This window comes from Bacillus cereus group sp. Bce041, assembly GCF_052646455.1.
This window is the reverse complement of the sequence record NZ_JBQXON010000002.1, coordinates 696,689-721,486: the sequence shown is the minus strand read 5'-3', so window position 1 is coordinate 721,486 and position 24,798 is coordinate 696,689. Positions and strand designations below refer to the sequence as shown.

The window sequence follows — 24,798 nt, the reverse complement described above, 5'->3', positions numbered from 1 at the left end:
GCCTCCTTTAAGTTGAGCCAATTATCGCTTGATCGATTACATCTGAATCGTTGACAGTCGTTGCACTTTGATAATTGTAGACAGAAACATTGTCTCCAACGTTGAAAGAGCCGGCCCCGGCGAAAGCACGTGAGTAACTAATAGGCCTAATCGCAAATACATCTCCAATATGAAAAATACCACTTGATCCAATATTGACGATACGAATATGTCCGACCATAGCTGGCATACAAAACACCCTTCGTTTTTAAAATTTTCTTTTCTACTATTGTATGGGCGTTTCCAATAAAATGTGTATTTTTTTGAAATAAAAGAAACACACGCATTATTGCGTGTGTGTTTTGAACGTTTGATTAGGGTGTAAATCCGTATGTACATGACAAATTACATTTAAGAGCCTGTCCAGTTCTTGGCTACAATCCACTGTTTTTTGAGAAGTCATTCCATAGCGTTCAGCAAAATAAATCATTTTTTCACGTTTTTTTTCAATCGCTTGCTCAAACATTGAAATCGGCTCCATCTCTAAATGAAATTTTTAGTATATATGTAGTACATATTATACAAAAACTTCATAAAAAAGAAATGCATTCGCTAAAAAAAGTAAAATTTCTACATTTTATGCCAAATGATAGAGGGGTAACGAATAGGGGATGAGAAGAATATTGTAAAAATTAGCGTGCATGAGAAGGTTTTTTTCTTGCGGATGCGAATACAATTAAAGGGTATGAGTTTTAGGATGGAGAGTGGAAATATTGCGTTTTGTAACGGCGAAGAAAGAAGAAAAGGTATTTGTAGGTATTGTAGATGAAGAAGAAGAAAAGGTATTACACTTAAGAGAAGCGCAAAGACAAAAAGGGGAAAAGGTTATAATCCCTATTACAATGTTAGAGTGTATTGAAAGAGGGACTGAATGCTTTGAGAAAGTATGTGAAATTGTAAATTGGGCAAAAGAGAACGGGGAAGCGGCGTATTATCCGTTAACAGAGGTGAAAATATTAGCGCCGATTCCAAGGCCAAGAAAGAATATTTTGTGCGTTGGAAAAAACTATCGTGAGCATGCGGTAGAAATGGGCGGAGTAGAGTCTATTCCAGAAAATATAATGATCTTTACGAAAGCGCCAACAACAGTTATTGGCATAAATGAGCAAATTAATGGTCACCCTCATGCAACGGACGAACTAGATTATGAAGGAGAATTAGCTATCATTATTGGTAAGCGAGGGAAGCAAATAAAAAAAGAAAAAGCGCTTGAGCATGTTTTTGGTTATACGATTATCAATGATGTAACAGCTCGAGACATTCAAAGAAAACATAAACAGTTTTTCCTTGGGAAAAGCTTCGATACATTTTGTCCGATGGGACCGTATTTAATTCATAAATCGGTGGTTAATGCGCCGAATGCATTACACATTGAAACGGTAGTAAATGGAGAAGTAAGGCAAACTTCTAACACAAATAAAATGATTTTTTCAATAGAAGAAATTATTTCAACGATAAGTAAAGGAATGACTTTAGAACCAGGTGATATTATCGCAACAGGAACGCCGGCTGGTGTCGGAAAAGGTTTTACACCACCGAAGTTTTTACATGCTGGTGATGAAGTGGTCATTACAGTAGAAGGAATTGGTACTTTACGAAATGTAGTGAAATAAAGAAAAGAGCTATCTTGTTAAAAGATAGCTCTTTTTTATGGCCTTGGGTTATAGAGGTAATCGATAACGGCAAAAGTGTAAAGACCAATGAATGCAAGTGTACAAATGCCAAATAGTATAACCGTAAGTGCGCTTTTTTCTCGTCCAAAACCAATGATAGTAAGAATAACAGCAGTCCAAAATGATGCTTTCAGTAGTGTGAGTGTAGTAGGAGTTGAGTAATGAAGCCATGTTGTGGAAAGTAGGAAACCAAGGAATGTAACTAAAATAAAAGCTGTAGCTAAATAGTTAATATGTTTACCATATCTTAATAGCATGTCGCACCTCCTTTACGATTTTAAAATACAGAAAATTACAATTCCATCTTAATATAAATGAATATAAAAAGAAAGAGGTTGTCCCAACATGTCGGACAACCTCTCTATCATTACGATAATACAGCTTTAATTTTTTGGAATGCCCACTCTAAATCTTCTTCAGAGATTACTAGAGGTGGTGCGATACGAATTACATTTTCGTGTGTTTCTTTACATAATAGACCAGCTGCTTTTAGTTGTTCACAGTAAGGACGAGCTGGCTCGTTTAATTCGATACCGATGAATAAACCTTTACCACGAACTTCAGTGATCATTGGGTTATCAATCTCTTTTAATTGCCCAACTAATTTTTCACCTAATTGAAGAGAACGCTCTGTTAATTTTTCTTCTTCTAACACTTCAAGAGCCGCGATAGAAACAGCACATGCAAGTGGATTACCACCGAATGTAGAACCGTGAGAACCTGGCTCAAATACACCTAAAATGTCGCGGTTTGCTGCTACGCAAGAGATTGGGAACACACCGCCGCCAAGTGCTTTACCAAGTATGTACATGTCAGGAGTTACATTGTCCCAGTCACAAGCAAATACTTTACCAGTACGGCCTAAGCCAGTTTGGATTTCATCTGCTACAAATAAAACGTTTTCTTTTTTACATACTTCAAAAGCTTCTTTTAAGTAACCAGCTGGTGGGATATTAATTCCTGCTTCACCTTGAATTGGCTCTAAAATGAATGCTGCTGTGTTTGGTGTAATTGCGGCTTTTAATGCTTCTAAATCACCGTAAGGAATTACAACGATGCCAGGAAGCATTGGACCGAATCCACGCTTGTACTCTTCATTTGAAGACATGGAAACAGAACCCATTGTACGTCCGTGGAAGTTATCTTCACAAACGATGATTTCAGCACGGTTTGCTTCCACTTTCTTCACATCATAAGCCCAGCGACGAACTGTTTTAATTGCAGTTTCAACAGCTTCAGCACCTGTATTCATTGGAAGTACCATTTCTTTATTAGTTAGTTTCGCAACTTTTTCGTACCAAGGACCTAATTGATCGCTATGGAAAGCACGAGAAGTTAACGTAACACGATTAGCTTGGTCAATTAAAGCGTTAATAATTTTCGGGTGACGATGACCTTGGTTTACTGCAGAATATGCACTTAATAAGTCCATATAGCGGTTTCCTTCAGGATCTTCTACCCAAACACCTTCTGCTTTAGAAATAACGATTGGAAGTGGGTGATAGTTATTTGCTCCGTATGTGTCTGTAAGTTCGATAATATCCTTAGTTTGAATCATGATTGTTCCCCCTTTTGTTATTACAAGAAGTTTGTAAATACTCTAAATATTATAGCATTTAAATGTAAAAAAGCGAAACATTTCCTGAAAATAAATGAACATGTTATCATATAGAGTGAAAAAGTGTGAAAAGAGGAGGTAAGGGATACGATGGTACATATGCATATTACAGCATGGGCGTTAGGTTTAATTTTATTCTTCGTTGCGTATTCACTTTATTCAGCAGGAAGAAAAGGGAAAGGTGTACATATGGGGCTTCGCCTAATGTATATCATTATTATTGTGACAGGCTTCATGTTGTACATGAGTATTGTGAAGACAGCAACAGGTAGCATGCACATGTGGTATGGCTTAAAAATGTTAGCTGGTATTTTAGTTATCGGTGGAATGGAAATGGTTCTTGTGAAAATGAGCAAAAACAAACCAACAGGGGCGGTTTGGGGCTTATTTATTGTTGCGCTAGTAGCAGTATTTTACCTTGGGCTGAAATTACCGATTGGCTGGAAAGTATTCTAATAAAAAATAAAGCCACCTTATGATCTCAAAGACTTGGGAGATTATAAGGTGGTTTTTTACTTTATCCCGTAAACATCAGATTGGTGAAGGCTAATAATCAGTGGGCTACCCCACTGATTAAAGTTTCACTTTATGTCGCATCGATATGCAACTCTTCTCCATTTACTTTCGTAAAACGGAACATATTTTTATTTGACGTAGTGTGACGGACGAAATGGTGCTGCAGTGTACAGATCATTTCTTCGTTATCAAACAAAAGAATATTTACTCCTTCGCGTGACTCCTCTTGCGGTAAGAAAGATAAATAATTATGACAATACATGCAATCATATAAAGAGTAGTGAAGTGATTGCAATGATTCGGTTAATAATGTGAAGACAGAGTCAGGTAATTCCTCCAGCCATTCATTATAGCTAAGAAGTAACTTTTTTCGAATACGTATCATTTCACCATTTTGCAAATGGTGTTGCTCGTTGGCGATTTGTAATACATCTTGTTCATAGAAACGGGCTGGTAGCCAATTGTTATTATACAAAATTTCAAACCCATCTTCGGCAATATCTTCTAATAAAAACGCTTCATCATTTTCATCATCAAAGAATACCCACTCATTGTTTATATATTCTACATTACCGACTGTATGAGCACGGGGCTGATTATATAAAATATGTTTACGTTGTATCATACACGATTTCTCCTTTATGAAAAGTAGTTATTCCTGTTATAGACAGTTCGTGCATTCTTTATAACTAGACACATATAGACATAGGTGGGCATACAATAAAACACGTTTTACTGAGTGAAAATGCTATTCCATATGTGGATAGTAGGTTATCGTCAAGTTTTTCATTTTTTTGATCCGCACTCTTAGGGTGGGGATTACTGCACGTTCAAGAAAAGAAATAAGATGGAAGGATGATTTATATGTGCGGGATTACAGGATGGGTGGATTATAAACGCTCATTAGAAGGAGAAAGAGATGTCGTTACGAAGATGGCTGAGACGTTAGCGAAACGGGGGCCGGATGATAATAAAGTTTGGATTAAAGGAAATGTCGCATTTGGGCATAAGCGGTTAATCGTTGTGGATCCTGAGGGCGGTAAACAGCCGATGACTTGTTTAAAAGGTGAAACGAATTACGCCATTTGCTATAACGGTGAACTTTATAACACAGAAGACATTCGAAAGGAATTATTAAGAAGAGGATATACGTTCAAAGGTCATTCTGATACAGAAGTATTATTAGCTTCTTATATTGAATGGAAAGAAGAATGTGTCGATCATTTAAACGGTATATATGCGTTTGCAGTATGGGACGAACAGAAAGAACAAGTATTTATTGCGAGAGATCGATTAGGTGTAAAGCCACTTTTTTATAAATATGATAGCGGACGCTTACTATTTGGTTCGGAGTTAAAAGCGATATTGTCGCATCCAGATGTGAAGGCGGAAGTAACGTTAGAAGGATTATCAGAAATATTCGGGCTCGGACCGTCAAGAACGCCTGGCCACGGTATTTATGCTGGTATAAAAGAATTGCGTCCAGGTCATGCAATGACATTTTCAAAGAACGGTTTATGTATATGGAGATATTGGAATGTAGAAAGTAAAAAACATGAAGACTCTTTTGAAGAAACAGTAGAGAAAACGCGCTTTTTATTACAAGATGCTATTACAAGACAGCTTGTTTCTGATGTACCACTATGTACTTTTTTATCGGGTGGTGTAGATTCGAGCGCTATTACAGCTATTGCAGCGAAAGAATATGAGAGATCAGGAAAAGGGCAATTACACACGTATTCTATTGATTACGAAGATAATGACAAATACTTTAAAGCGAATGCATTCCAGCCAAATTCAGATGCTCCGTTTATTAATTTAATGACTGAGACATTTCAAACAACCCATCATCGCTGCGTCATTTCGAATGAAAAATTAGCAGAGTATTTAACTGAAGCAGTACTCGTTCGTGATTTGCCTGGTATGGCAGATATCGATTCGTCATTATTATGGTTTTGCCGAGAAATTAAACAAGATTTTGTCGTTGGCTTATCTGGAGAATGTGCAGATGAAATATTTGGTGGATATCCGTGGTTTTATAGAGAAGATGATTTACAATCGAGTGCATTTCCGTGGATGCGTTCTACAGAGGCACGTGAACAACTTCTAAAAAAAGAATGGAGAAATAAATTAAATTTACAACAATATGTACAAAGGCGCTATGAAGAGTCGATTCAAGAAGTTCCTATTTTAGAGGGGGAAAGTCCGCTAGAAGCAAAAAGACGCCAATTATTTTATTTAAATATGGTATGGTTTATGACAACATTATTAGACAGAAAAGACCGCATGAGTATGGGAGCGAGCTTAGAAGTACGTGTTCCATTTGCAGATCATCGTCTTGTCGAATATGCGTGGAATATTCCTTGGGAAATGAAAATGTATAAAAACCGCGAAAAAGGTCTATTACGTAAAGCGTTAGAAGGTGTACTTCCACATGACATCTTATATAGAAAGAAGAGTCCTTATCCGAAAACGCACAATCCGCACTATACAAAAGCAGTAACAGTATGGCTTCAAAATCTATTAACGGATAAAGGTTCAATTTTACACGAACTGTTTGATAAAGAGCAGTTGAGCGGATTGATTCAGTCTGGCGGCAGTGCATTTCAAACACCATGGTTTGGTCAATTGATGACTGGGCCACAGCTTTTAGCTCATTTAGCACAAATTCATGTTTGGTTTAAAGAATATGGGGTAAATATTAAGGAATAAGGGAAAAGCGGCTTACAATTATGTAAGTCGCTTTTTATTAAAGAAATTGTCATATAAAATTCAAAATCACCTTATAAATAATACTTAATTAGAATTATTATTTTGACGTACTTATTATTACTTGTTATAATTGGAAACAAATGTTCTGAAAAAGATTCTCATTTATAAAATTGAGGTGTTAGATAGATGACAAAGAAAAGAATAGGTTTACTCGTAATGGCGTATGGAACACCAGAATCATTAGACGATGTAGAGGCATATTATACACATATCCGTCACGGGCGTACGCCATCAGAAGAAGCGCTTGAAGATTTAATTGGGCGCTATAAAGCGATTGGTGGAATTTCACCGCTTGCAAAAATTACGAAAGAACAGGCGCATAAATTAACAGATTCAATGAATAACATATTTACAGAGTATGAATTTACTTGTTACTTAGGTTTAAAACATATTGCACCATTTATAGAAGATGCTGTAGAAGAAATGAAGCGTGATGGGATCGAGCAAGCGATTAGTATCGTATTAGCGCCGCATTACTCTACATTTAGCATTAAAGCGTATAATGACCGTGCTATTCGTCTTTCAAAAGAAATCGGTGGTCCTGTTATTGAACCAATTGAACAATGGTATGATGAACCGAAATTTATTTCGTATTGGGCAGACCAAATAAAAGAGACGTTTACAGAAATTGATAATAAAGAGAAAGCAGTCGTAATTTTTTCAGCGCATAGTTTGCCGGAAAAAATTATTGCAGCAGGAGACCCTTATGTAGAACAACTAAAGCATACGGCAGATTTAATTGCAGAAGCTGCAAATATTCAAAACTATACAATCGGTTGGCAAAGTGCTGGGAATACTCCAGATCCGTGGATTGGTCCAGATGTGCAAGATTTAACGAAAGATTTATATGAAGAGCATGGGTACGAATCTTTCATATATTGCCCAGTTGGTTTTGTAGCGGAGCATTTAGAAGTTTTATATGACAACGATTATGAATGTAAAGTTGTAACTGATGAATTAAATGCCAAATATTTTAGACCAAATATGCCGAATGCACAATCAGCATTTATCGACTGTTTGGCTGAAATTGTTTCCAAAAAAGTGAAGGAAATAGTTGACAAAGATTTAGTTTTGAATAATAATTAATTTATAATAATTTTAAATAAATAATAATTACTACGAAATAAAGAGGAGGATCCCCCTAGATGAATCCAAATAATCGCTTAACAACAAACCAAGGTGCTCCAGTTGGAGACAACCAAAATTCTCGTACAGCCGGTCGTCGTGGACCAGTATTATTAGAAGACTATCATTTAGTAGAAAAACTTGCGCACTTTGATCGTGAACGTATTCCGGAGCGTGTTGTGCATGCACGTGGTGCAGGTGCTCACGGTGTATTCGTAACGAAAAATAGTATGAAGCAATATACGAAAGCTGCATTTTTACAAAATGAAGGAACTGAAACGCCTGTATTTGTTCGTTTTTCAACGGTTATTCATGGTCAAGGTTCTCCTGAAACAGCACGTGACCCACGTGGGTTCGCTGTTAAATTTTATACAGAAGAAGGAAACTACGATATCGTAGGTAATCATTTACCAGTTTTCTTCATTCGTGATGCAATTAAATTCCCAGATATGGTACATTCCTTAAAACCAGCACCTGATACGAATATTCAAACGCCAGATCGTTATTGGGATTTCATGACGTTAAGTCCAGAATCTACACATATGATGACATGGGTATTTTCTGATTACGGTACACCAGCAAGCTATCGTGAAATGGAGGGTTTCGGCGTCCATTCATTTAAATGGATTAATGAAGAAGGTAAAATTGTTTATATAAAATACCACTGGAAACCACAGCAAGGTGTACGTAACCTAAATGCGAAAGAAGTGCAAGAAGTACAAGGGAAAGACTTCAATCATGCAACTCGTGACTTGTTCGATGCAATCGAAAAAGGAAATCACCCAAAATGGGATTTACACGTACAAGTTATGCAATTAGATGAAATGGACTCTTTAGACTTTGATCCACTAGATCCAACGAAAGTATGGCCAGAAGATCGCTTCCCATTAATGGAAGTAGGGACAATGACGTTAAATCGTAATCCGAAAAACTTCTTTGCAGAAGTAGAACAAGTAGCGTTCTCTCCAAGTGCAACTGTAAATGGTATTGAGCCATCGGAAGATAAATTATTACAAGGTCGTTTATTCTCTTACCCAGATACACAACGTTATCGTCTTGGTGCAAATTACTTACAAATCCCTGTAAACTGCCCATACGCAGCTGTTCATAATCAACAACGTGATGGTGCGATGCAAGTGAATCAAAACCCATCTACAATCAACTACGAACCGAGCCGTCATGCAGAGAATCCAGTTGAAGACCCAGCTTACCGCGATTCAACTATGAAAGTAGAAGGCTATGTATCTCGTGAAAAAATTGACAAACCAAATGACTTCAAACAAGCAGGTGAGCGTTACCGTTCATTCTCTAAAGAAGAGCAAGATAACTTAATTGCAAACTTAACAAATGACTTAAAAGACGTAAATGAACGCACGAAATTACTAGCTGTTTGTAACTTCTTCCGTGCAGATCAAGAATACGGTATGCGTTTAGCGCAGGCATTAAATGTTGATATTACGCAATATGTAGGAAATGCTCCGAAATAAATCGGAAAAGACGACTGGGTTTCGGTCGTCTTTTTTATGTGTAAAGTTACACGCGGGTATTCTTCAGTTTCGTTATGTCGGAATTTGTTGGTAAATCGATATCTTGTGTCGAAACGTTGATATATTGAAAGGAACAATCGATATATCCAAAAAACCGTTAATATATTTCCAGTTATACTAGGTGGGGTATGTTGCCCGATGCGCAAAAAAGAGATGCAATCTATTACTAATAGATTGCATCTCTTTTTTAGTTCACTCGCTCAGTATACTCATAAGCTTTCTCCCCATGCATCGAAATATCAAGTCCCATATGTTCCTCGTGCTCATCTACCCGGACAGGGAGGAAGAAGTTGATTGCTTTAATAATGGCATACGTCATTATAATTGTGAACGCATATGTTGCGCCGATCGCTACAAGTTGTTTCAACAGCAGCGAGGCGTTTCCGTAAAATAATCCGTTAGCGCCATCGCCGTTTACGGCAGTAGTTGCAAATAATCCTGTCGCAATACCGCCCCAAGTTCCACCGATGCCGTGACATCCGAATGCATCGAGTGTATCGTCGTATCCGAATTTTGTTTTTAAGAAAAAGACCGCTCCGAAGCATAATACGCCGCCAATTGCTCCGATAAGAAGAGCTGAGAAAGGTGTAACGAACCCGCAAGCTGGTGTAATAGCGACTAGACCGGAAACGGCGCCACAAGCAGCTCCCATCGCAGTCGGTTTTGATTGGAAGAACCACTCTGAAAGCATCCAAGTTAATGCTGAGGCAGCAGCGGCTATATTTGTATTAATAAATGCAGTTAAAGCTACGTCGTTTAAGGATAATGCGCTGCCGACGTTAAAACCGAACCAGCCAAACCATAATAAGCCTGCGCCTAACATTGTAAATGGCAAATGGTGAGGAGAAGAACCATTTATGTTTTTTCGTTTTCCGAGGAAAATAGCTAATACAAGACCAGCAACTCCGGAAGTGATGTGAACGACGTTTCCGCCAGCGAAGTCTAGTGCACCAAGTTCCCTTAGCCACCCGCCGACGCCCCATACCCAATGAGCGACAGGATTGTAAACAATCGTTGTCCATAAAAGGATAAAAATAAGAAAGGCAGAAAATCGCATTCTTTCAGCAAATGCACCTGAAATTAAAGCTGGAGTTAAAATGGCGAACATGAGTTGAAACATCATGAATAAATTGTGAGGAATAGTAGATGAGTAGTCTGGATTTGGTGCGTAGGTAACTCCGTTTAGACCGAACCAATCAAGTGTACCGATAAGCCCGTGCCAATCTGGTCCGAATGATAAAGAATAGCCGATAACAATCCATTGAATCGAAACGATAGCCATTGCACTATAACTATGCATCGTTGTACTGAGTACATTTTTGCTGCGAACCATACCTCCATAAAAAAGTGCCAATCCTGGTGTCATCAACATGACCATTACTGTCGTCACAAACATAAAAACTGTATCTCCCATATTCATGAGCTCTCCTCCTATAATGTTAGAAAAAATAACATCGTTTTGTTATGTTTCATATCATATTCGAAAAGGAACTAAAAATCAACTAAAAATTCAGAAAAATATATACATGATGTTAGAAAATGTAACATAGATTATTTTGTGAGGATTGAAATCGACATATGCGTTTCTCTCGGATAATTGGTATAATATTCTTACAATTAAAAACTTGGGGGATGCGTGTGGGAAAAATACGGACTAGGAAACTATTCATTTGTTTTTGCTTAGCTTTTGTTTTGTTTGTACCAATACATACTTTTGCAGACGAAAAAAGAGAGTGGAAAGATGAAGTTATATACTCCATTATGATTGATCGCTTCAATAATGGAGAACCGAAAAATGACAAACAATTAGAAGTTGGTAATTTAGAAGGGTATCAAGGCGGGGATATAAGAGGAATTATAAAAAGGTTGGATTACATAAAAGAAATGGGTTTTACTACCGTTATGCTTTCGCCGCTTTTTGAAAGTGGAAAGTACGATGGATTAGACGTGCGAAATTTTAAAAAGGTAAATGAACATTTCGGGACAGACAATGATGTGAAAGAACTTGTAAAAGAAGCTCATGCAAAAGGAATGAAAGTTGTATTTCAATTTCCGCTTGGAGAAAACGAACGGCAGGTAATTGACGCAATGAAATGGTGGATAAAAGAAGTTGATTTAGACGGAAGTTATGTTATACATAGTGAAAAAAAGCCGCGTTCCTTTTGGGATAACGCGCAAAAAGATATGCAAGTGATAAAGAAAGATTTTCGTATTATGACAAAGGAGGATAGCGAATACAACGAAAAAATCGTAGAATCGTTTTCCGAAGCGGATGTATCGGTGAAATCGTTATACGATGTGAGTAAAAAAGAAGGGGAATTTGTTACGTTTTTAGATGATCAAGAAACAAAAAGATATGCGCGTATTGCAAAAGAAAATATGTATTATCCGCCATCACGTTTAAAACTGGCGCTTACTTATTTGTTAACATCACCTGGGATTCCGAATTTTTATTATGGAACGGAAATTGCATTAGATGGAGGAAGTGTACCCGATAATAGACGATTAATGGATTTTAAGTCAGACGAAAAATTTATGCAGCACATAACAAAACTAGGTGAACTTAGGCAGGCGAGACCGTCTTTACGACGCGGTACGTTTGAGCTTCTGTATGATAAGAGCGGGATGAGCATACTAAAACGAAAATATAAAGATGAAGTAACTTTAGTAGCAATTAATAATACGAAAGAAACACAAAAAGTCTCCTTACCTGCAAGTGCAATTGGTGAAAAACAAGAGTTAAGAGGATTGTTACAGGATGAAATTATAAGAGAAGAAAACGGAAAGTTTTATCTCGTTTTAAAACGTGAAGAATCAAATGTGTATAAAGTTAACGGAGAAACAGGTGTGAATTGGTTATTTATCTCCTTAATAATCGGTGTGAATGTATTATTTATTGCGTTTCTAATTGCAGTTAAAAGGAAGCGTAGATGAGATGAGAAATTACTCGCTCTATGTTCATGTCTTCTTATTGTATTTGTAAGTTTGTTCGGCGGGGCAATAGTGTTATTCTGTTGATATGAAATTTCTTAAGAGAAACGATGTGAGAATGAAAACGTCCCTAGTGAGAGGAGGGCCAGGTTAGGAAGAGGATTTTCTTCCTAACCTGTTTTTTGTGTTAGCACCGATAGGGAAGAATCTTTGAAGCAATCAATAATTGCAACTATATTAATTTTACATTACATTAAAAGTTAGAGAATACTCTTATACTAATACAGTGCTAAATAGTAGGTGGGAAAATGGAGTTTTACGATTTGGGTATTACCATTAAAGAGCTTAGAATTAAAAAAATATATCACAATCCGAATTATGTCATGGAATATGTTCGCAAAGTCAAATTAGCAAAATAGAAAAAGGTGTGATTTATCCATCTAGTATATTGTTATATCAATTATCAGAAAGACTTGGTATTGACCCAAATAATATATTTGCATTAACTCAAAACAAAAAATTAAAATATCTAGAAAATGTAAAATGCGTAATAAAAGATTGCTTAAAGCAAAAACAATACAAAGAACTTTATGAAATAGTGAAAAAAGAGAAAAACGAAAATAACTTCCAATCAACAGAAGATAAACAATTTTTAATATGGCATGAAGCGATTGCTATATTTATGGTGGATAAATCAATAAAAACTGCTTTAGATTTTTTAAATAATGCATTAAAATTAACTGTAACTAATTCTGATTTTTTATCAGAAAGAGAAATAGATATTATGCAGACAATTGCTATATTCCATGGGGAAAATAAAGAATATGAAAAAAGTATTAATATATTAAGAAGGTGTTTAACTAATTTTAATAAGTTAGATTTTCCTAGAGATAAAGAAATTAAATTGAAAATTATTTTTAATTTAGCAAAAATTTTAGGTCATGCAAATCAACATGAAGAGGCAGTAAAATACAATGATATGGGTATCAAACTAGCTATTAATCTAAATACTTTATATTTACTAGGTGAATTATACTATGGAAAATCTTGGAATTTATTGAAACTTAAACAACCTAATGAAGAAGATGTTGCAAATAACATGAAAAAAGCATTATTTATATTTGAACTAACAGAAAAAGAAAATCTGATAAAAATGGTTAAAGAAAAATATTTTGAAAACCAAACTGAAAAAAGTCACTCATAATTCATTTGGAAATCACTTGAAATATAATAAAACCTACAGGGGAAATCTCTGTAGGTTTTATACTTATAAACTTGCTTCTAAAATATTAGTGCTTAATATAAATTTTTGAATAAGAGTTTACTTAGCGCTTAGCGTACTTTTTTATTTTGAAGTCTGCATCTTTATTAAAGATGTATGCTTCTTTTTAAATCCATCCGAATATTATTGGTTCAAGTCGGAGGAAGGTACTTTGGGGTGTCTTTTCTTTAGATCTTTATCATTAACTATTTAATGTTTTCAAATGATTACATGACATATTTTTTTTGTACCAAGCTTTGTTGATACAGTTAGATTTATCCGTTAGTGTATTCGTATTATTAGAACATCCTACAGTATTTAGGGAGAATGTGGCTAATAAAAACCATAATATTAATTTCTTCAAAAAACCACTTCTAACTCTTTTTTAATTAACATTTTTTAGATCCTTACTAATTTTACATTACATTAAAGGTTGGGAAATATTCTTATACTCATAAATTGTTACGTTTTGGCGGGGAGAGGAATTATGAGTTACAGCGATTTTTAAGATGACTTTGGCCCAGGATGTGGTTATTAAGAAAAGTAATTCAAATTGAAGGGGAAACGTCTTAAGGTATATTTTTCTTATTTTCAATAAGGTCTGCTAAATACATGTATAAAACAAATTCTACAATAAGGCCTAGTTTGATCATGCAATCACTTGTAAAGTGCTCGTATGGTTAGACTCTGTTCACTTAGCGATTTTCACCGCATATACCATTTTTCTATGGTTTGTTCTCGGAATATTGTCTCTACAAAACAAAAAACTCCTCTAATTAAGAGGAGTTTTCTTTTTAGCGGTAGTTAATGAACTGTACGTCGATTGGTAAATCAGCGCTACGAACAGCTGCAATTACTGCTTGTAAGTCATCACGGCTTTTCGCTGTAACACGTACTTGATCATCTTGTACTTGTGTTTTTACTTTTAATTTCATTTCTTTAATGATGTTGTTAATTTTTTTCGCGTTATCTTTATCGATACCTTGTTGAAGTGTTGCGCGTTGGCGAACAGTGTTGCCAGTTGCAGCTTCAACTTTTCCGTAATCTAAGTTCTTAATTGGAACGTTACGTTTTACAAGTTTAGAGATAAGAACGTCTTTTACTTGCTCTAATTTAAACTCGTCATCAGAAGTTAAAACAAGTACTTCTTTTTCTAATTTAATATCACTTTTACTTCCTTTAAAGTCATATCGGTTTTGTATTTCTTTTAATGCGATGTTAATTGCGTTTGTTACTTCAGGTAATTCTACTTTCGAAACGATGTCAAAAGAACTATCTTTTGCCATAGTTAGCACCTCCAAATAAATTTCTAATCTTGTTATGTACTGTACATACTAAAGTATAGCTGAAAACGAGTCTAGACTTAAGTGTTTTCGTACTTATATTCATGTAACCTTATTTTATTATAGTGAATTTTGGGCAGTTGGACAAATACAGGAAAAATCATGTTATAATTAACTTTTGTTTGGAATGATAAAAAAGATAATTTTATATATATAGAAGGGAATTAAAAAATATGTATTTGCAAATAGGATCGATTGAACAGGTAACTGTTTTACGCGAAACGGAAATCGGATATATGGTTGGGAATGAAGAAGAAGAAATTTTCCTACATAAAAACGAAGTAGCTGGAGAAATTGAAGAAGGCGATACGATTGATGTATTCTTATACCTTGATCACCAAAATCGTATTTCAGCAACAATGAAGGAACCGATTATTACAACTTATGATTGGAACTGGGTAAAGGTTGTAGAAGTCATTCCTAGTTTAGGTGTGTTTGTTGATATTGGTGTGTCAAAAGATATACTAATTCCAGCTGATGAGTTCCCGATTTATATGCCAGTATGGCCAGAAGTAGGCGACGAATTATATTGTACGTTAAAATTAACGAATCGTGATCGTTTAATTGCTCTTCCGGCAAGAGACAGTGATATGCAAGAAATTATCGTAGATGCAACGCCATCTATGCGTAATAAAAACGTAAATGGACGTGTATATCGTTCGCTTCAAGTTGGTTCATTCATACTAACTGATGAGCATTTCCGTGCTTTCTTACACCATACAGAAAGAAAAGAACAAGTTCGCATCGGTCAGCGTGTAACAGGACGTATTATTGACGTAAAAGATGACGGTACAATTAACATTTCACTTCTTCCTCGTAAAGAAGAAGGAATGGAAGACGATGCTGCAGTAATTTATGCATATATGGAAGAACGAGGCGGAGCAATGCCGTTTTGGGATAAGAGCCATCCAGAAGATATTAAAGAACGCTTTAACATGAGTAAAGCTGCATTTAAGCGCGCACTTGGTAAGTTGATGAAAGAAGAAAAGGTTTACCAAGAAGAAGGTTGGACTTACTTTAAGAAATAAAGTAGATGAAAGATTAAGAAGCACAACCTTATTTAAAAAAATAAGGTTGTGCTTTTTTAATTTCCTTGCGGAGAAACAAGAGTAAATGTATCTTTCAAATCACTATCATTTATTTTAATATTTGCCTTTTTTAATTCCTCTTGTAACAATTTTTTGCTGAATACAGGATCAGCAGTACGTTCTTCCTCTAAGTTTTTGCGAATAGAGTTTTTTACTTCATCGTAAGGTTTTAAATCTTTTTTATCAGTTAATTTAATAACGTGATAACCGTTTGATGATTTTACGGGATTGCTAATTTGTCCAACATTTAGTTTGTAGGCAGCCGTTTCGAATTCAGGAGCCATTGTACCTGAATTGAAGTATCCAAGGTCTCCACCTTTATCTTTTGATAGCAGATCTTGTGATTCTTGTTTTGCTAATTCTTCAAATGAAGCACCAGCATCTAGTTTACTCTTTATTTCTTTCGCTTCATTTTCGTCACTTACTAAAATGTGACTCGCTTTAATTTCTGGCTTATAGTGGTCTTTTACGTCTTTTTCTGTAATGCTTTTCTTAATCGCTTCATTCATAGCAAGTTTGAACTTAATTTGATTTTTGAAATCCTCTTCATCTTTTAAACCATAATTTTCTAATACTTTTTTGAATTGATCTCCATATTGTTTTTTTACTTTTTCTACTTCTTTATTTACCTCTTCATCAGGTACTTTATATTTTTTTGTGATGACGTCTTGTGCCATCATTTCGTATAGCATGTCTTTTCCGTAACGATCTTTCAATTGTTTTTCGAAGTTATCCTTTGTAATGGTGGAGTCTGTTGCTGTAGCGACTGTAGCTGAGCCATTCTTTTGTCCGCAAGCAGATAGCATCAATATACTTATTAGTGCAGTAATAATGAAAATATGTTTCCCTCTCATGCCAACACCTCATCCGAATATGTTATCGCTATTGTAGAATATAGAAGTGAACATGAAGTGAATTTTTAATGTTTTTTCCTTTAAAATGTAAAAAAGTACATCAACATAATTGTTGATGTACGATGGAATCAAAGGTGATCGGTCTTTTTAGAGTATGCACGTTTACCTTGCTGAATATTTTTTTGCTCTTGCTCATTTTTTTGTGTGCGTTTTGCGTTATTATCGCGTGCTTTTTTGTCGTTATCACTCGTATGTGGCATATGTATCAACTCCATTTCTAAACGTTGTACGTTTATCATTTCCTTTTTCGTAAAGACTATGTATAGCGGTGCATTTATGAAGGGTAAAGGTGGATTCGAAATGGATTTGAAGTTGAATTATACTGAACTTATAAAGAAGTTAATCGTTGTAATCATCGCAGGTTTATTAAACGCGATTGGGATGAATTTATTTTTAACGCCAGCAAAAGTGTATGCGAGCGGCTTTGCTGGATTGTCTCAATTATTATCACAAATATTAGGTGATTTTTTATCGATTCACATATCTACGGGAGTATTGTTTAGCTTATTTAATATTCCTGTCGTTATTTTAGCGTGGAAAAAGGTTGGGAAGGCCTTCACCTTTTTTAGTTTTCTTTGTGTTATATTTATGACTCTGTTTTTAGAAATCATCCCTGTTAGAGCGGTTTCGAATGATATCATATTAAATGCGATTTTTGGCGGGATTATTTCGGCAATTGGAGTAGGGATTGCTTTAAAGTGGGGTGCTTCTACAGGTGGATTAGATATTATCGCCATGATCTTATCAAAAATAAAAGATAAGCCTGTCGGTACATACTTTTTCTTTTTTAATGCAATTATCATTATCGCTGCTGGCTATGTATATGGATGGGAAAAAGCGTTGTATACGCTAGTGACTTTATATGTATCAACGAGAATTATTGATGCAATTCATACTCGCCATGTAAAGATTACAGCATTAATTGTTACGAAGAATGGGGCAGACGTAAGAAAGGCGATTCACTCGCGATTAGTAAGAGGGATTACAACGATACCGGCAACAGGTGCTTATACAAATGAAAATAAAGAAATGTTAATGATGGTTATTACCCGTTATGAGTTATACGAATTAGAGAGGATTATTAAACAAGTGGACCCAGGTGCATTTACAAATATACTGCAAACAGTTGGGGTATTCGGATTGTTTCGGAAAGATTAAAGAGGACCAAAGTTGGTCCTCTTTTTTAATGTGAATTCGTAATGTTTTGCAATTGCTCTTGCATTTCACGGAGCTGAACTTTTTCAGCAGTTGAAGAGTTTGCGTAAGCGGATTGCAAAGCATTTTTTGCTCTATACACGAGATCTTGTTGCTCAGTACCGCTTGAACAAGATACGGCATTTTCAACAGCGTCTCTAGCTTGTTGGAATAGTAAGTTCCCCATTTAAACCCCTCCAAAAGAAGAGTTACTTCTTGCTTTTTCTGCCTCAGCTAATGTACCTCTGTACGGGAATCTTGCATCATGCTTCATAACAGCATCGGCTCCTTGTTGGATAAAACGTTTTGATTTGTTCTTTTTACCCATTCGAAAAACCCCCTTTATTTAGCTGAAAACAATCGACGCAATGTCTCATGCGTCTACTTATAGTATGGACATTTGGCAGGAAACTATAAGTAGGGAATTTTTAGATTACAACCCAAGAACCTCTTCTAAATATAAAGCAATACCATCTTCTTCGTTCGTTAACGTCGTATGGTTTGCGAGTGATTTTAATTCAGGGATGGCATTTCCCATTGCGATGCCGTGACCAGCAAATTCAATCATTTCAAAATCATTATCTTCATCACCGAAAGCGATAATTCGCTCTTGTGGAATGTTGTAATGACTAGAAATTTTTTGTAATCCAACTGCTTTATTTAATCCGCTTTTCACAATTTCAATAATCGGCCAAGGTGCGCCCCATTTTCTATGGTCGATTACTTCCGCATGCATATCGGTTAAATGTTGACGAATTGCAGTAGAATGCTCGTCATGTGCGTCAATTAATAAGCAAGTTGGATGATCGTTTAAAATATTTAATAAGTCTCCCGTAAAAATCTTAGGAGAGCCGAATTCGAAAATATGTTTTTTATCTTCATCAATTTCACGAACATACACATCGTCCATTACTTCCGCGTATATATTTTTTACGCCAAAATCAAAGCAAGCTCGGACAATTTCTTGCGCTGTTGCTAGCTCAAGAGGAGAGTGATGTGTTCCCCAGTTTGAATCAAGAGGATGATGTACGTAAGCGCCGTTAAAGTTTACGATAGGTGTGTTAAGATCAAGTTCTTTATAGTAATCATAACTAGCACGGAATGGACGTCCTGTTGAAATAACAACAATATGTCCCTGTTCCTTTGCTTTTGCAATTGTATGTTTCGTTCGAGTGGAAATTATTTTGTTGTCTGTTAATAAAGTGCCGTCTAAGTCTAATGCGATTAAATGTTGTTTGTTCATAATTTCACCTCTTATAATAATTTTTTTGTATCTATCTGTATTTCCGTTTTTAATATGCAGAAATAAGAGGTTAGACTCGGTGAAATCACCATAGATGGAAATTTCACTATATATCCATCTTACGTCTCAAAGTGCTGTGGTGTCTACTATTTATCGTTGGAAATTAAGAAAAGTCAACATCTTTTTAGAAAGTTCAAACAATGTTTCTTTCATTATGTACAAATTGTGAAAAGGGTTACATTGCTCGTGTGATGAGGCATATAATGAACATGTAATCTTCTCGTATATGTTTGACTCTCCTTTGAAACTAGCCTAGAGTAGGTTGGTTTCTTTTTTTTTTCTACAAGTAGGAAAGAAATCCCTGCTTACGCTTGTGTCATTCATATATATGTACAAGAATGAGATGTAGTACTGTTTCCTAAACATGACAGAAAAGCTTTCTTTTAAAATGGATATACTAATGAGGCAAGACGTCATGGAAGGAGAATGAAGATGGGACAAAATCGCAGGTTTCGTTCTGGACAAAAAGCGCCGAATGATGGCATTTACGTAGAAATTGGTGAAACGGGAAGTATGGTGAAAGATCCGCAAATGGTGAAATTAACTGCCGGTGAAAAGTTTCCGGATAACACGAATCATAACCGCCAGTGGACATATAAAAGAAAACCGTAACAGAAGCCGCAATCATTATTGCGGCTTTTTTGTCGTTACACATTGTAATTTCATTTACCGTATTTTTTAGCAGTATAATGAATGCTCTCTTTTTCTTTTTCAAATAATAAGTTTGAAAATACATAGGCAAAATTATTGTATAAAAAAGTCAGTTGGCGTATAATCAAATCAAAGGTCAAAGAAAGTCAAACTTTTGGAGGGCTGTAAAGATGGACTTAAATCAAATGACAACAAAAACACAAGAGGCGATTATGAGTGCCCAATCTTTAGCGGTATCTCATCATCACCAAGAGGTGGATACTGTTCATCTATTACTTGCATTATTAGAAGAGCAAGATGGATTAGCAGTACGTATATTTCAAAAAATGAATGTTGATATAGAAGCATTAAAGCAAGGTGCTGAAAGTTTAATTAAAAAGAAACCTTCTGTAACGGGGAGCGGTGCAGAAGTTGGAAAATTGTATGTAACGAGCGCTCTGCAACAACTTCTTGTAAGAGCAGGAAAAGAAGCAGAAAAACTGCAGGATGATTACATTTCAGTAGAACATGTATTGCTTGCTTTTTCTGAAGAAAAAGGCGATATAAATCAATTATTTACAAGATTGCATATTACGAAAGATAACTTATTACAGTCTTTAATGACAGTTCGGGGGAATCAAAGAGTGACGAGTCAAAATCCAGAAGCAACTTATGAAGCGTTAGAAAAATATGGCCGTGATTTAGTGGCGGAAGTGAGAGCAGGGAAAATCGATCCTGTAATCGGCCGTGATAGTGAAATACGACGTGTAATTCGTATTCTTTCACGTAAAACGAAAAACAATCCTGTTTTAATTGGGGAGCCAGGTGTTGGTAAAACAGCAATCGTTGAAGGGCTAGCACAGCGTATCGTGAAAAAGGATGTACCTGAAGGATTGAAAGATAGAACGATTTTTGCGTTAGATATGAGTGCGCTCGTAGCAGGTGCGAAATTCCGTGGTGAGTTCGAAGAGCGTCTGCAAGCTGTATTAAATGAAATTAAAAAGAGTGAAGGACGCATTTTATTATTCATTGATGAACTTCATACAATAGTTGGAGCTGGTAAAACAGAGGGAGCCATGGATGCAGGAAATATGTTAAAACCGATGCTTGCGCGCGGTGAACTGCATTGTATCGGGGCGACGACGCTCGATGAATATCGCAAATATATTGAGAAAGATCCAGCGCTAGAAAGACGTTTCCAACAAGTATTAGCAGAAGAACCAACTGTTGAAGATACAATTTCCATATTACGTGGATTAAAAGAACGCTTTGAAATTTATCACGGTGTAAATATTCATGACCGTGCGATTGTAGCAGCGTCAGTTTTATCAGATCGATATATTTCAGATCGCTTCTTACCTGATAAAGCAATTGACCTTGTTGATGAAGCGTGTGCAACAATTCGTACAGAAATTGATTCTATGCCAACAGAATTAGATGAAGTAACGCGCCGCATTATGCAGCTGGAAATTGAAGAAGCGGCTCTTGGGAAAGAAACGGATCGTGGTAGCCAAGAGCGTCTAAAAACATTGCAACGTGAATTATCGGATTTAAAAGAAGTTGCAAGTGGCATGAGAGCGAAATGGGAGAAAGAAAAAGAAGACATTCACAAAGTTCGTGACTTACGTGAACATTTAGAACGTTTGCGTCGTGAATTAGAAGAAGCAGAAGGCAATTACGATTTAAATAAAGCAGCCGAACTTCGTCACGGGAAAATTCCCGCAATTGAAAAAGAGTTAAAAGAAGCGGAAGAAATGGGCGCGCATAATAAACAAGAAAATCGTTTATTACGTGAGGAAGTAAGTGAAGAAGAAATTGCAGATATTGTTTCACGCTGGACTGGTATTCCTGTTGCGAAACTCGTGGAAGGTGAACGCGAGAAATTATTACGCTTAGAGCAAATCTTATCAGAGCGTGTCATCGGACAAGAGGAAGCAGTAAGCTTAGTGTCAGACGCAGTTCTTCGTGCTCGCGCTGGTATTAAAGATCCGAACCGCCCGATTGGTTCTTTCATCTTCTTAGGACCAACAGGTGTTGGTAAAACAGAACTTGCAAAAACGTTAGCCCAGTCTTTATTCGATAGTGAAGAGCAAATGATTCGCATTGACATGTCTGAGTATATGGAAAAACACGCCGTGTCTCGCTTAATTGGTGCACCTCCTGGATATGTAGGATATGAAGAAGGCGGTCAATTAACAGAAGCGGTAAGACGTAAACCATATTCCGTTGTTTTATTAGATGAAATTGAAAAAGCACATCCAGAAGTATTCAACATTTTATTACAAATGTTAGATGATGGACGCATTACAGATTCGCAAGGTCGTACAGTGGACTTTAAAAATACAGTTATTATTATGACTTCAAATATTGGATCTGCTCATTTACTAGATGGATTAGAAGAAGATGGTTCCATTAAAGAGGAATCAAGAGACCTTGTAATGGGGCAATTAAGAGGACATTTCCGCCCTGAATTTTTAAACCGTGTGGATGAAATTATTTTATTCAAACCTCTTACAACGAATGAAATTAAAGGCATTGTTGATAAAATTGTAAAAGAACTACAAGGTCGTCTAGCTGACCGTCACATTACAGTAGAATTAACAGATGCAGCAAAAGAATTTGTTGTGGAAGCCGGTTTCGACCCAATGTACGGAGCTCGTCCATTAAAACGATACGTACAGCGTCAAGTGGAAACGAAATTAGCACGAGAATTAATTGCAGGAACAATTACTGATAATAGTCACGTAGTTGTTGATGTAGAAAATAACGAATTAGTCGTTCATGTGAAATAAAAATAAAAAAGAGTTCGGATAAAATCCGGACTCTTTTTTTAGTGTTGTTCTACTGGCTCGTTTGGAATTGCAGCTGAAATTGCTAGTACTAACACAGCAAGAACAACTGAGAAAATAGACGCTTGGTTAAAGTCGTATGTACCGCCAGTCATAGAGCCGATTACATAGCTCATCATATGTACAAGTAAGAACGACCAAATTAATGCCCAAATGAAACGCATATTTTACACCTCTATTCGTTCAATCTGTCCTTATTGTAACACAATTGAAAAAAGAATATAGAAAAATATTTGTAGATTTTTCAACGCAAATTTGCATTCCGTTCATACATTATAAAAGAGTGGTTTTATATGTTTAGAAAATAAGGCGGGGGAAAAATGAGTATTACGGAACGTTTTTTTTACTTAGAAAAAGAACCATGTGTCATTTATTTACCGGAGAAGCCAAATGGATTTTCTGTTATGCTCCTCGGTGATTATAACTACTTTATTGAGAATGGTACAAGTTTATGGACACAGCATGCGGGTAGATCTTATTTTTTACATGGCCTTATTGAGCAAGGCTACACAGTCTTTTCTTCTAATTTATACGGAAGACATTGGGGAAACGACCAATCTGTTCGTCTAGCGAAACGTTTATATGACGTTGTGTTGAGAAAAGAGACATTGAATGCGAAAATGCACATTATGGCAGATGGTATGGGAGCACTTGTAGCACTCGAAATGATGAACAAATACCCTGAGTGTATACGCTCTGTCATTATGTTAAATCCGTGTTTAGATTTACCAGAATATGTGGAGTTTGAGAAAGAGCATAAGTTTTTTTACAAGAGACTCGTGAAGGAATTAAGTTTGGCGTATGATGCCAAAGAAGAAGAATTAGAATCAAAAATAAATAAGAAATCATTTACGCTTCTTCCATCTTGTGTACCTGTTAAAATTTTCGTATCAACACAAGAAAAAAGAGGAAGAAAACAGCAGTTGCGTAGATATGAGAAAATGAGGCAACTAAATCAATGTGATACTTCTGTCTTGTTCCATCTGCAAGATGTGAAATATAAAATGGTTAGGCAAACGACCGATTTCTTTAAAAAATATGAAGAAGAATTATGAAGCTCCCATATACATAAATGAGGAGCTATTTGTTTCAGAGGGAAAGGGTTGGTGGTATGGAACGCGTGCTAATTGTAGGTGCACTTACGTTTGTAGGTTATCACCTTGTAAATAAAATGATTGCAGAAGAAGTGGAAGTATATGGTCTTGATTTTGATGAATTCGATAGTATGACGAAAATTAATGAAGAGAAGTTATTATTAATTGGGCGAAATGCATTATTTACGTATTATTCGATAAGAGATGAAGATGGATGGAGATCGGTTGAGGAAGAGAGATTCGATACTGTTTACTTTTGCTTATATGAGCCAAATCAGCAAAGTGGATTTCGGAATGAAAGAGTCATATTACAATATTTAAAGCGAATTATAAGAATGTGTGAAGAACAAAAAGTGAAGTTAAATTTAATTTCTTCTATTGAAGTAGGCAGTACAGATGAATCCGAAAATAAGCGAATATTTTTGAAAGTAGAAGAAGGATTGAAAAAAGGGAATTTACAATATAGTGTATTTCGAGTTCCAACATTATATGGACCGTGGCAACCGTCCTTTATGATGTTTCATCAGCTTATTTTATCAGAATTAGGTGAAAAAGAGTGCCGTTGTACGATTGAGGAAAAGGGGAATGATTTACTTTACGTTGAAGATGTATGTGAATACTTATGGGAAAATGGAACGAACGGGGCGCATCTTGGTATATACAATTTACTTAGTGGTAAACAGTCATTATGGGAAAAAGGTATGAATCTTTTACGCGCGGATGATAAAGTAAATAAAAATAATAACGAAGTAAGAGATGAGGCTATCGAGGTAATTTCAATAAAAAGAAATACTCCGTTAGAATACGGTTTAAATAAGCAACTGGCACACATGAAAAAATATAAAGAGTTATACGAAGGGTAGTACGCGTGTTACACTATTGTATGTGAAAGTTTTAATGG

25 protein-coding genes and 1 pseudogene are annotated in these 24,798 nt (G+C 35.9%); 13 read left to right on the top strand and 13 right to left on the bottom strand.

Annotated elements, in window-relative coordinates; all coding sequences use genetic code 11:
* Window positions 1-7: 7 nt before the first annotated feature.
* Window positions 8-229 (bottom strand): spore germination protein GerPA, encoded by a 222-nt coding sequence (gene gerPA, locus ACUN13_RS09710; protein WP_001111187.1) that lies wholly within the window; start codon window positions 227-229, stop codon window positions 8-10.
* 96 nt (window positions 230-325) lie between these two features.
* Entirely contained in the window at window positions 326-505 is a 180-nt protein-coding gene (locus ACUN13_RS09705) for an aspartyl-phosphate phosphatase Spo0E family protein (protein ID WP_000462841.1), read from the bottom strand.
* Window positions 506-752: 247 nt separating this feature from the next.
* Between ACUN13_RS09705 and ACUN13_RS09700 the strand changes: the two genes are divergently transcribed.
* Window positions 753-1,652 (top strand): fumarylacetoacetate hydrolase family protein, encoded by a 900-nt coding sequence (locus ACUN13_RS09700; protein ID WP_025687430.1) that lies wholly within the window; start codon window positions 753-755, stop codon window positions 1,650-1,652.
* A 35-nt stretch (window positions 1,653-1,687) separates the two neighbouring features.
* On the opposite strand, the gene ACUN13_RS09695 is transcribed toward ACUN13_RS09700, so the two are convergent.
* Complete coding sequence (locus tag ACUN13_RS09695) at window positions 1,688-1,969, bottom strand: hypothetical protein (RefSeq protein ID WP_342761691.1); 282 nt, start codon at window positions 1,967-1,969, stop codon at window positions 1,688-1,690.
* A 110-nt stretch (window positions 1,970-2,079) separates the two neighbouring features.
* Entirely contained in the window at window positions 2,080-3,270 is a 1,191-nt protein-coding gene (gene rocD / locus ACUN13_RS09690) for an ornithine aminotransferase (RefSeq protein WP_000616658.1), read from the bottom strand.
* Between the two features lie 150 nt (window positions 3,271-3,420).
* Between rocD and ACUN13_RS09685 the strand changes: the two genes are divergently transcribed.
* Window positions 3,421-3,786 (top strand): YisL family protein, encoded by a 366-nt coding sequence (locus tag ACUN13_RS09685; RefSeq protein WP_000233494.1) that lies wholly within the window; start codon window positions 3,421-3,423, stop codon window positions 3,784-3,786.
* A 130-nt stretch (window positions 3,787-3,916) separates the two neighbouring features.
* On the opposite strand, the gene ACUN13_RS09680 is transcribed toward ACUN13_RS09685, so the two are convergent.
* On the bottom strand, window positions 3,917-4,471 hold the full coding sequence (locus ACUN13_RS09680; RefSeq protein ID WP_000616046.1) for a DUF2777 domain-containing protein: 555 nt from the start codon (window positions 4,469-4,471) through the stop codon (window positions 3,917-3,919).
* A 239-nt stretch (window positions 4,472-4,710) separates the two neighbouring features.
* Here ACUN13_RS09680 and asnB point away from each other — a divergent pair, with 239 nt between their 5' ends.
* From asnB to katB, 3 genes are all read left to right on the top strand, one after another.
* Window positions 4,711-6,558: an asparagine synthase (glutamine-hydrolyzing) gene (asnB, locus tag ACUN13_RS09675; RefSeq protein ID WP_025687429.1), complete on the top strand. Its 1,848-nt coding sequence runs from the start codon at window positions 4,711-4,713 to the stop codon at window positions 6,556-6,558.
* Window positions 6,559-6,744: 186 nt separating this feature from the next.
* On the top strand, window positions 6,745-7,704 hold the full coding sequence (gene hemH / locus ACUN13_RS09670) for a ferrochelatase (protein WP_078385730.1): 960 nt from the start codon (window positions 6,745-6,747) through the stop codon (window positions 7,702-7,704).
* Window positions 7,705-7,763: 59 nt separating this feature from the next.
* Entirely contained in the window at window positions 7,764-9,230 is a 1,467-nt protein-coding gene (gene katB, locus ACUN13_RS09665; protein ID WP_025687695.1) for a catalase KatB, read from the top strand.
* A gap of 247 nt (window positions 9,231-9,477) precedes the next feature.
* Here the strand turns inward: katB and ACUN13_RS09660 are convergent, their stop codons facing one another.
* Window positions 9,478-10,710, bottom strand: a complete 1,233-nt coding sequence (locus tag ACUN13_RS09660) for an ammonium transporter (protein ID WP_001055855.1) — start codon at window positions 10,708-10,710, stop codon at window positions 9,478-9,480.
* 158 nt (window positions 10,711-10,868) lie between these two features.
* On the opposite strand from ACUN13_RS09660, the gene ACUN13_RS09655 reads away from it, so the two are divergent.
* Both ACUN13_RS09655 and ACUN13_RS09650 read left to right on the top strand, forming a co-directional pair.
* The gene (locus tag ACUN13_RS09655) at window positions 10,869-12,224 is read left to right on the top strand and encodes an alpha-amylase family glycosyl hydrolase (protein ID WP_142292928.1); all 1,356 of its coding nucleotides are present in this window, start codon (window positions 10,869-10,871) and stop codon (window positions 12,222-12,224) included.
* Window positions 12,225-12,529: 305 nt separating this feature from the next.
* A pseudogene (locus tag ACUN13_RS09650) lies at window positions 12,530-13,425 on the top strand (helix-turn-helix domain-containing protein).
* 851 nt (window positions 13,426-14,276) lie between these two features.
* Here ACUN13_RS09650 and ACUN13_RS09645 read toward each other — a convergent pair.
* Complete coding sequence (locus ACUN13_RS09645; protein ID WP_001040149.1) at window positions 14,277-14,768, bottom strand: YajQ family cyclic di-GMP-binding protein; 492 nt, start codon at window positions 14,766-14,768, stop codon at window positions 14,277-14,279.
* Window positions 14,769-14,998: 230 nt separating this feature from the next.
* Here ACUN13_RS09645 and ACUN13_RS09640 point away from each other — a divergent pair, with 230 nt between their 5' ends.
* Window positions 14,999-15,853, top strand: coding sequence for a CvfB family protein (locus ACUN13_RS09640; protein WP_000281260.1), 855 nt, complete (start codon window positions 14,999-15,001; stop codon window positions 15,851-15,853).
* A gap of 56 nt (window positions 15,854-15,909) precedes the next feature.
* Here the strand turns inward: ACUN13_RS09640 and prsA are convergent, their stop codons facing one another.
* Both prsA and ACUN13_RS09630 read right to left on the bottom strand, forming a co-directional pair.
* Window positions 15,910-16,767 (bottom strand): peptidylprolyl isomerase PrsA, encoded by an 858-nt coding sequence (prsA, locus tag ACUN13_RS09635; RefSeq protein WP_025687955.1) that lies wholly within the window; start codon window positions 16,765-16,767, stop codon window positions 15,910-15,912.
* Between the two features lie 128 nt (window positions 16,768-16,895).
* Window positions 16,896-17,027, bottom strand: coding sequence for a DUF3941 domain-containing protein (locus tag ACUN13_RS09630; protein ID WP_001120851.1), 132 nt, complete (start codon window positions 17,025-17,027; stop codon window positions 16,896-16,898).
* A 100-nt stretch (window positions 17,028-17,127) separates the two neighbouring features.
* Here ACUN13_RS09630 and ACUN13_RS09625 point away from each other — a divergent pair, with 100 nt between their 5' ends.
* Window positions 17,128-17,985, top strand: a complete 858-nt coding sequence (locus ACUN13_RS09625) for a YitT family protein (protein WP_000364431.1) — start codon at window positions 17,128-17,130, stop codon at window positions 17,983-17,985.
* Window positions 17,986-18,010: 25 nt separating this feature from the next.
* Here the strand turns inward: ACUN13_RS09625 and ACUN13_RS09620 are convergent, their stop codons facing one another.
* From ACUN13_RS09620 to ACUN13_RS09610, 3 genes are all read right to left on the bottom strand, one after another.
* Window positions 18,011-18,208: a DUF3813 domain-containing protein gene (locus ACUN13_RS09620; RefSeq protein ID WP_257115927.1), complete on the bottom strand. Its 198-nt coding sequence runs from the start codon at window positions 18,206-18,208 to the stop codon at window positions 18,011-18,013.
* Window positions 18,209-18,349: a hypothetical protein gene (locus tag ACUN13_RS09615; RefSeq protein ID WP_000516816.1), complete on the bottom strand. Its 141-nt coding sequence runs from the start codon at window positions 18,347-18,349 to the stop codon at window positions 18,209-18,211.
* A 105-nt stretch (window positions 18,350-18,454) separates the two neighbouring features.
* The gene (locus ACUN13_RS09610) at window positions 18,455-19,264 is read right to left on the bottom strand and encodes a Cof-type HAD-IIB family hydrolase (RefSeq protein WP_001041232.1); all 810 of its coding nucleotides are present in this window, start codon (window positions 19,262-19,264) and stop codon (window positions 18,455-18,457) included.
* 492 nt (window positions 19,265-19,756) lie between these two features.
* Between ACUN13_RS09610 and ACUN13_RS09605 the strand changes: the two genes are divergently transcribed.
* Entirely contained in the window at window positions 19,757-19,936 is a 180-nt protein-coding gene (locus ACUN13_RS09605; RefSeq protein WP_000531421.1) for a YjzC family protein, read from the top strand.
* A gap of 209 nt (window positions 19,937-20,145) precedes the next feature.
* Window positions 20,146-22,746 carry an ATP-dependent chaperone ClpB gene (gene clpB / locus ACUN13_RS09600; RefSeq protein ID WP_000365401.1) on the top strand — a complete coding sequence of 867 codons (2,601 nt, stop codon included), beginning with the start codon at window positions 20,146-20,148 and terminating at the stop codon, window positions 22,744-22,746.
* 38 nt (window positions 22,747-22,784) lie between these two features.
* On the opposite strand, the gene ACUN13_RS09595 is transcribed toward clpB, so the two are convergent.
* Window positions 22,785-22,967, bottom strand: coding sequence for a YjzD family protein (locus ACUN13_RS09595; RefSeq protein ID WP_001211116.1), 183 nt, complete (start codon window positions 22,965-22,967; stop codon window positions 22,785-22,787).
* A 156-nt stretch (window positions 22,968-23,123) separates the two neighbouring features.
* On the opposite strand from ACUN13_RS09595, the gene ACUN13_RS09590 reads away from it, so the two are divergent.
* Window positions 23,124-23,858 (top strand): hydrolase, encoded by a 735-nt coding sequence (locus ACUN13_RS09590; RefSeq protein WP_000028712.1) that lies wholly within the window; start codon window positions 23,124-23,126, stop codon window positions 23,856-23,858.
* 29 nt (window positions 23,859-23,887) lie between these two features.
* Window positions 23,888-24,760 (top strand): NAD-dependent epimerase/dehydratase family protein, encoded by an 873-nt coding sequence (locus tag ACUN13_RS09585; RefSeq protein WP_342761692.1) that lies wholly within the window; start codon window positions 23,888-23,890, stop codon window positions 24,758-24,760.
* The last annotated feature ends 38 nt before the right edge of the window (window positions 24,761-24,798 follow it).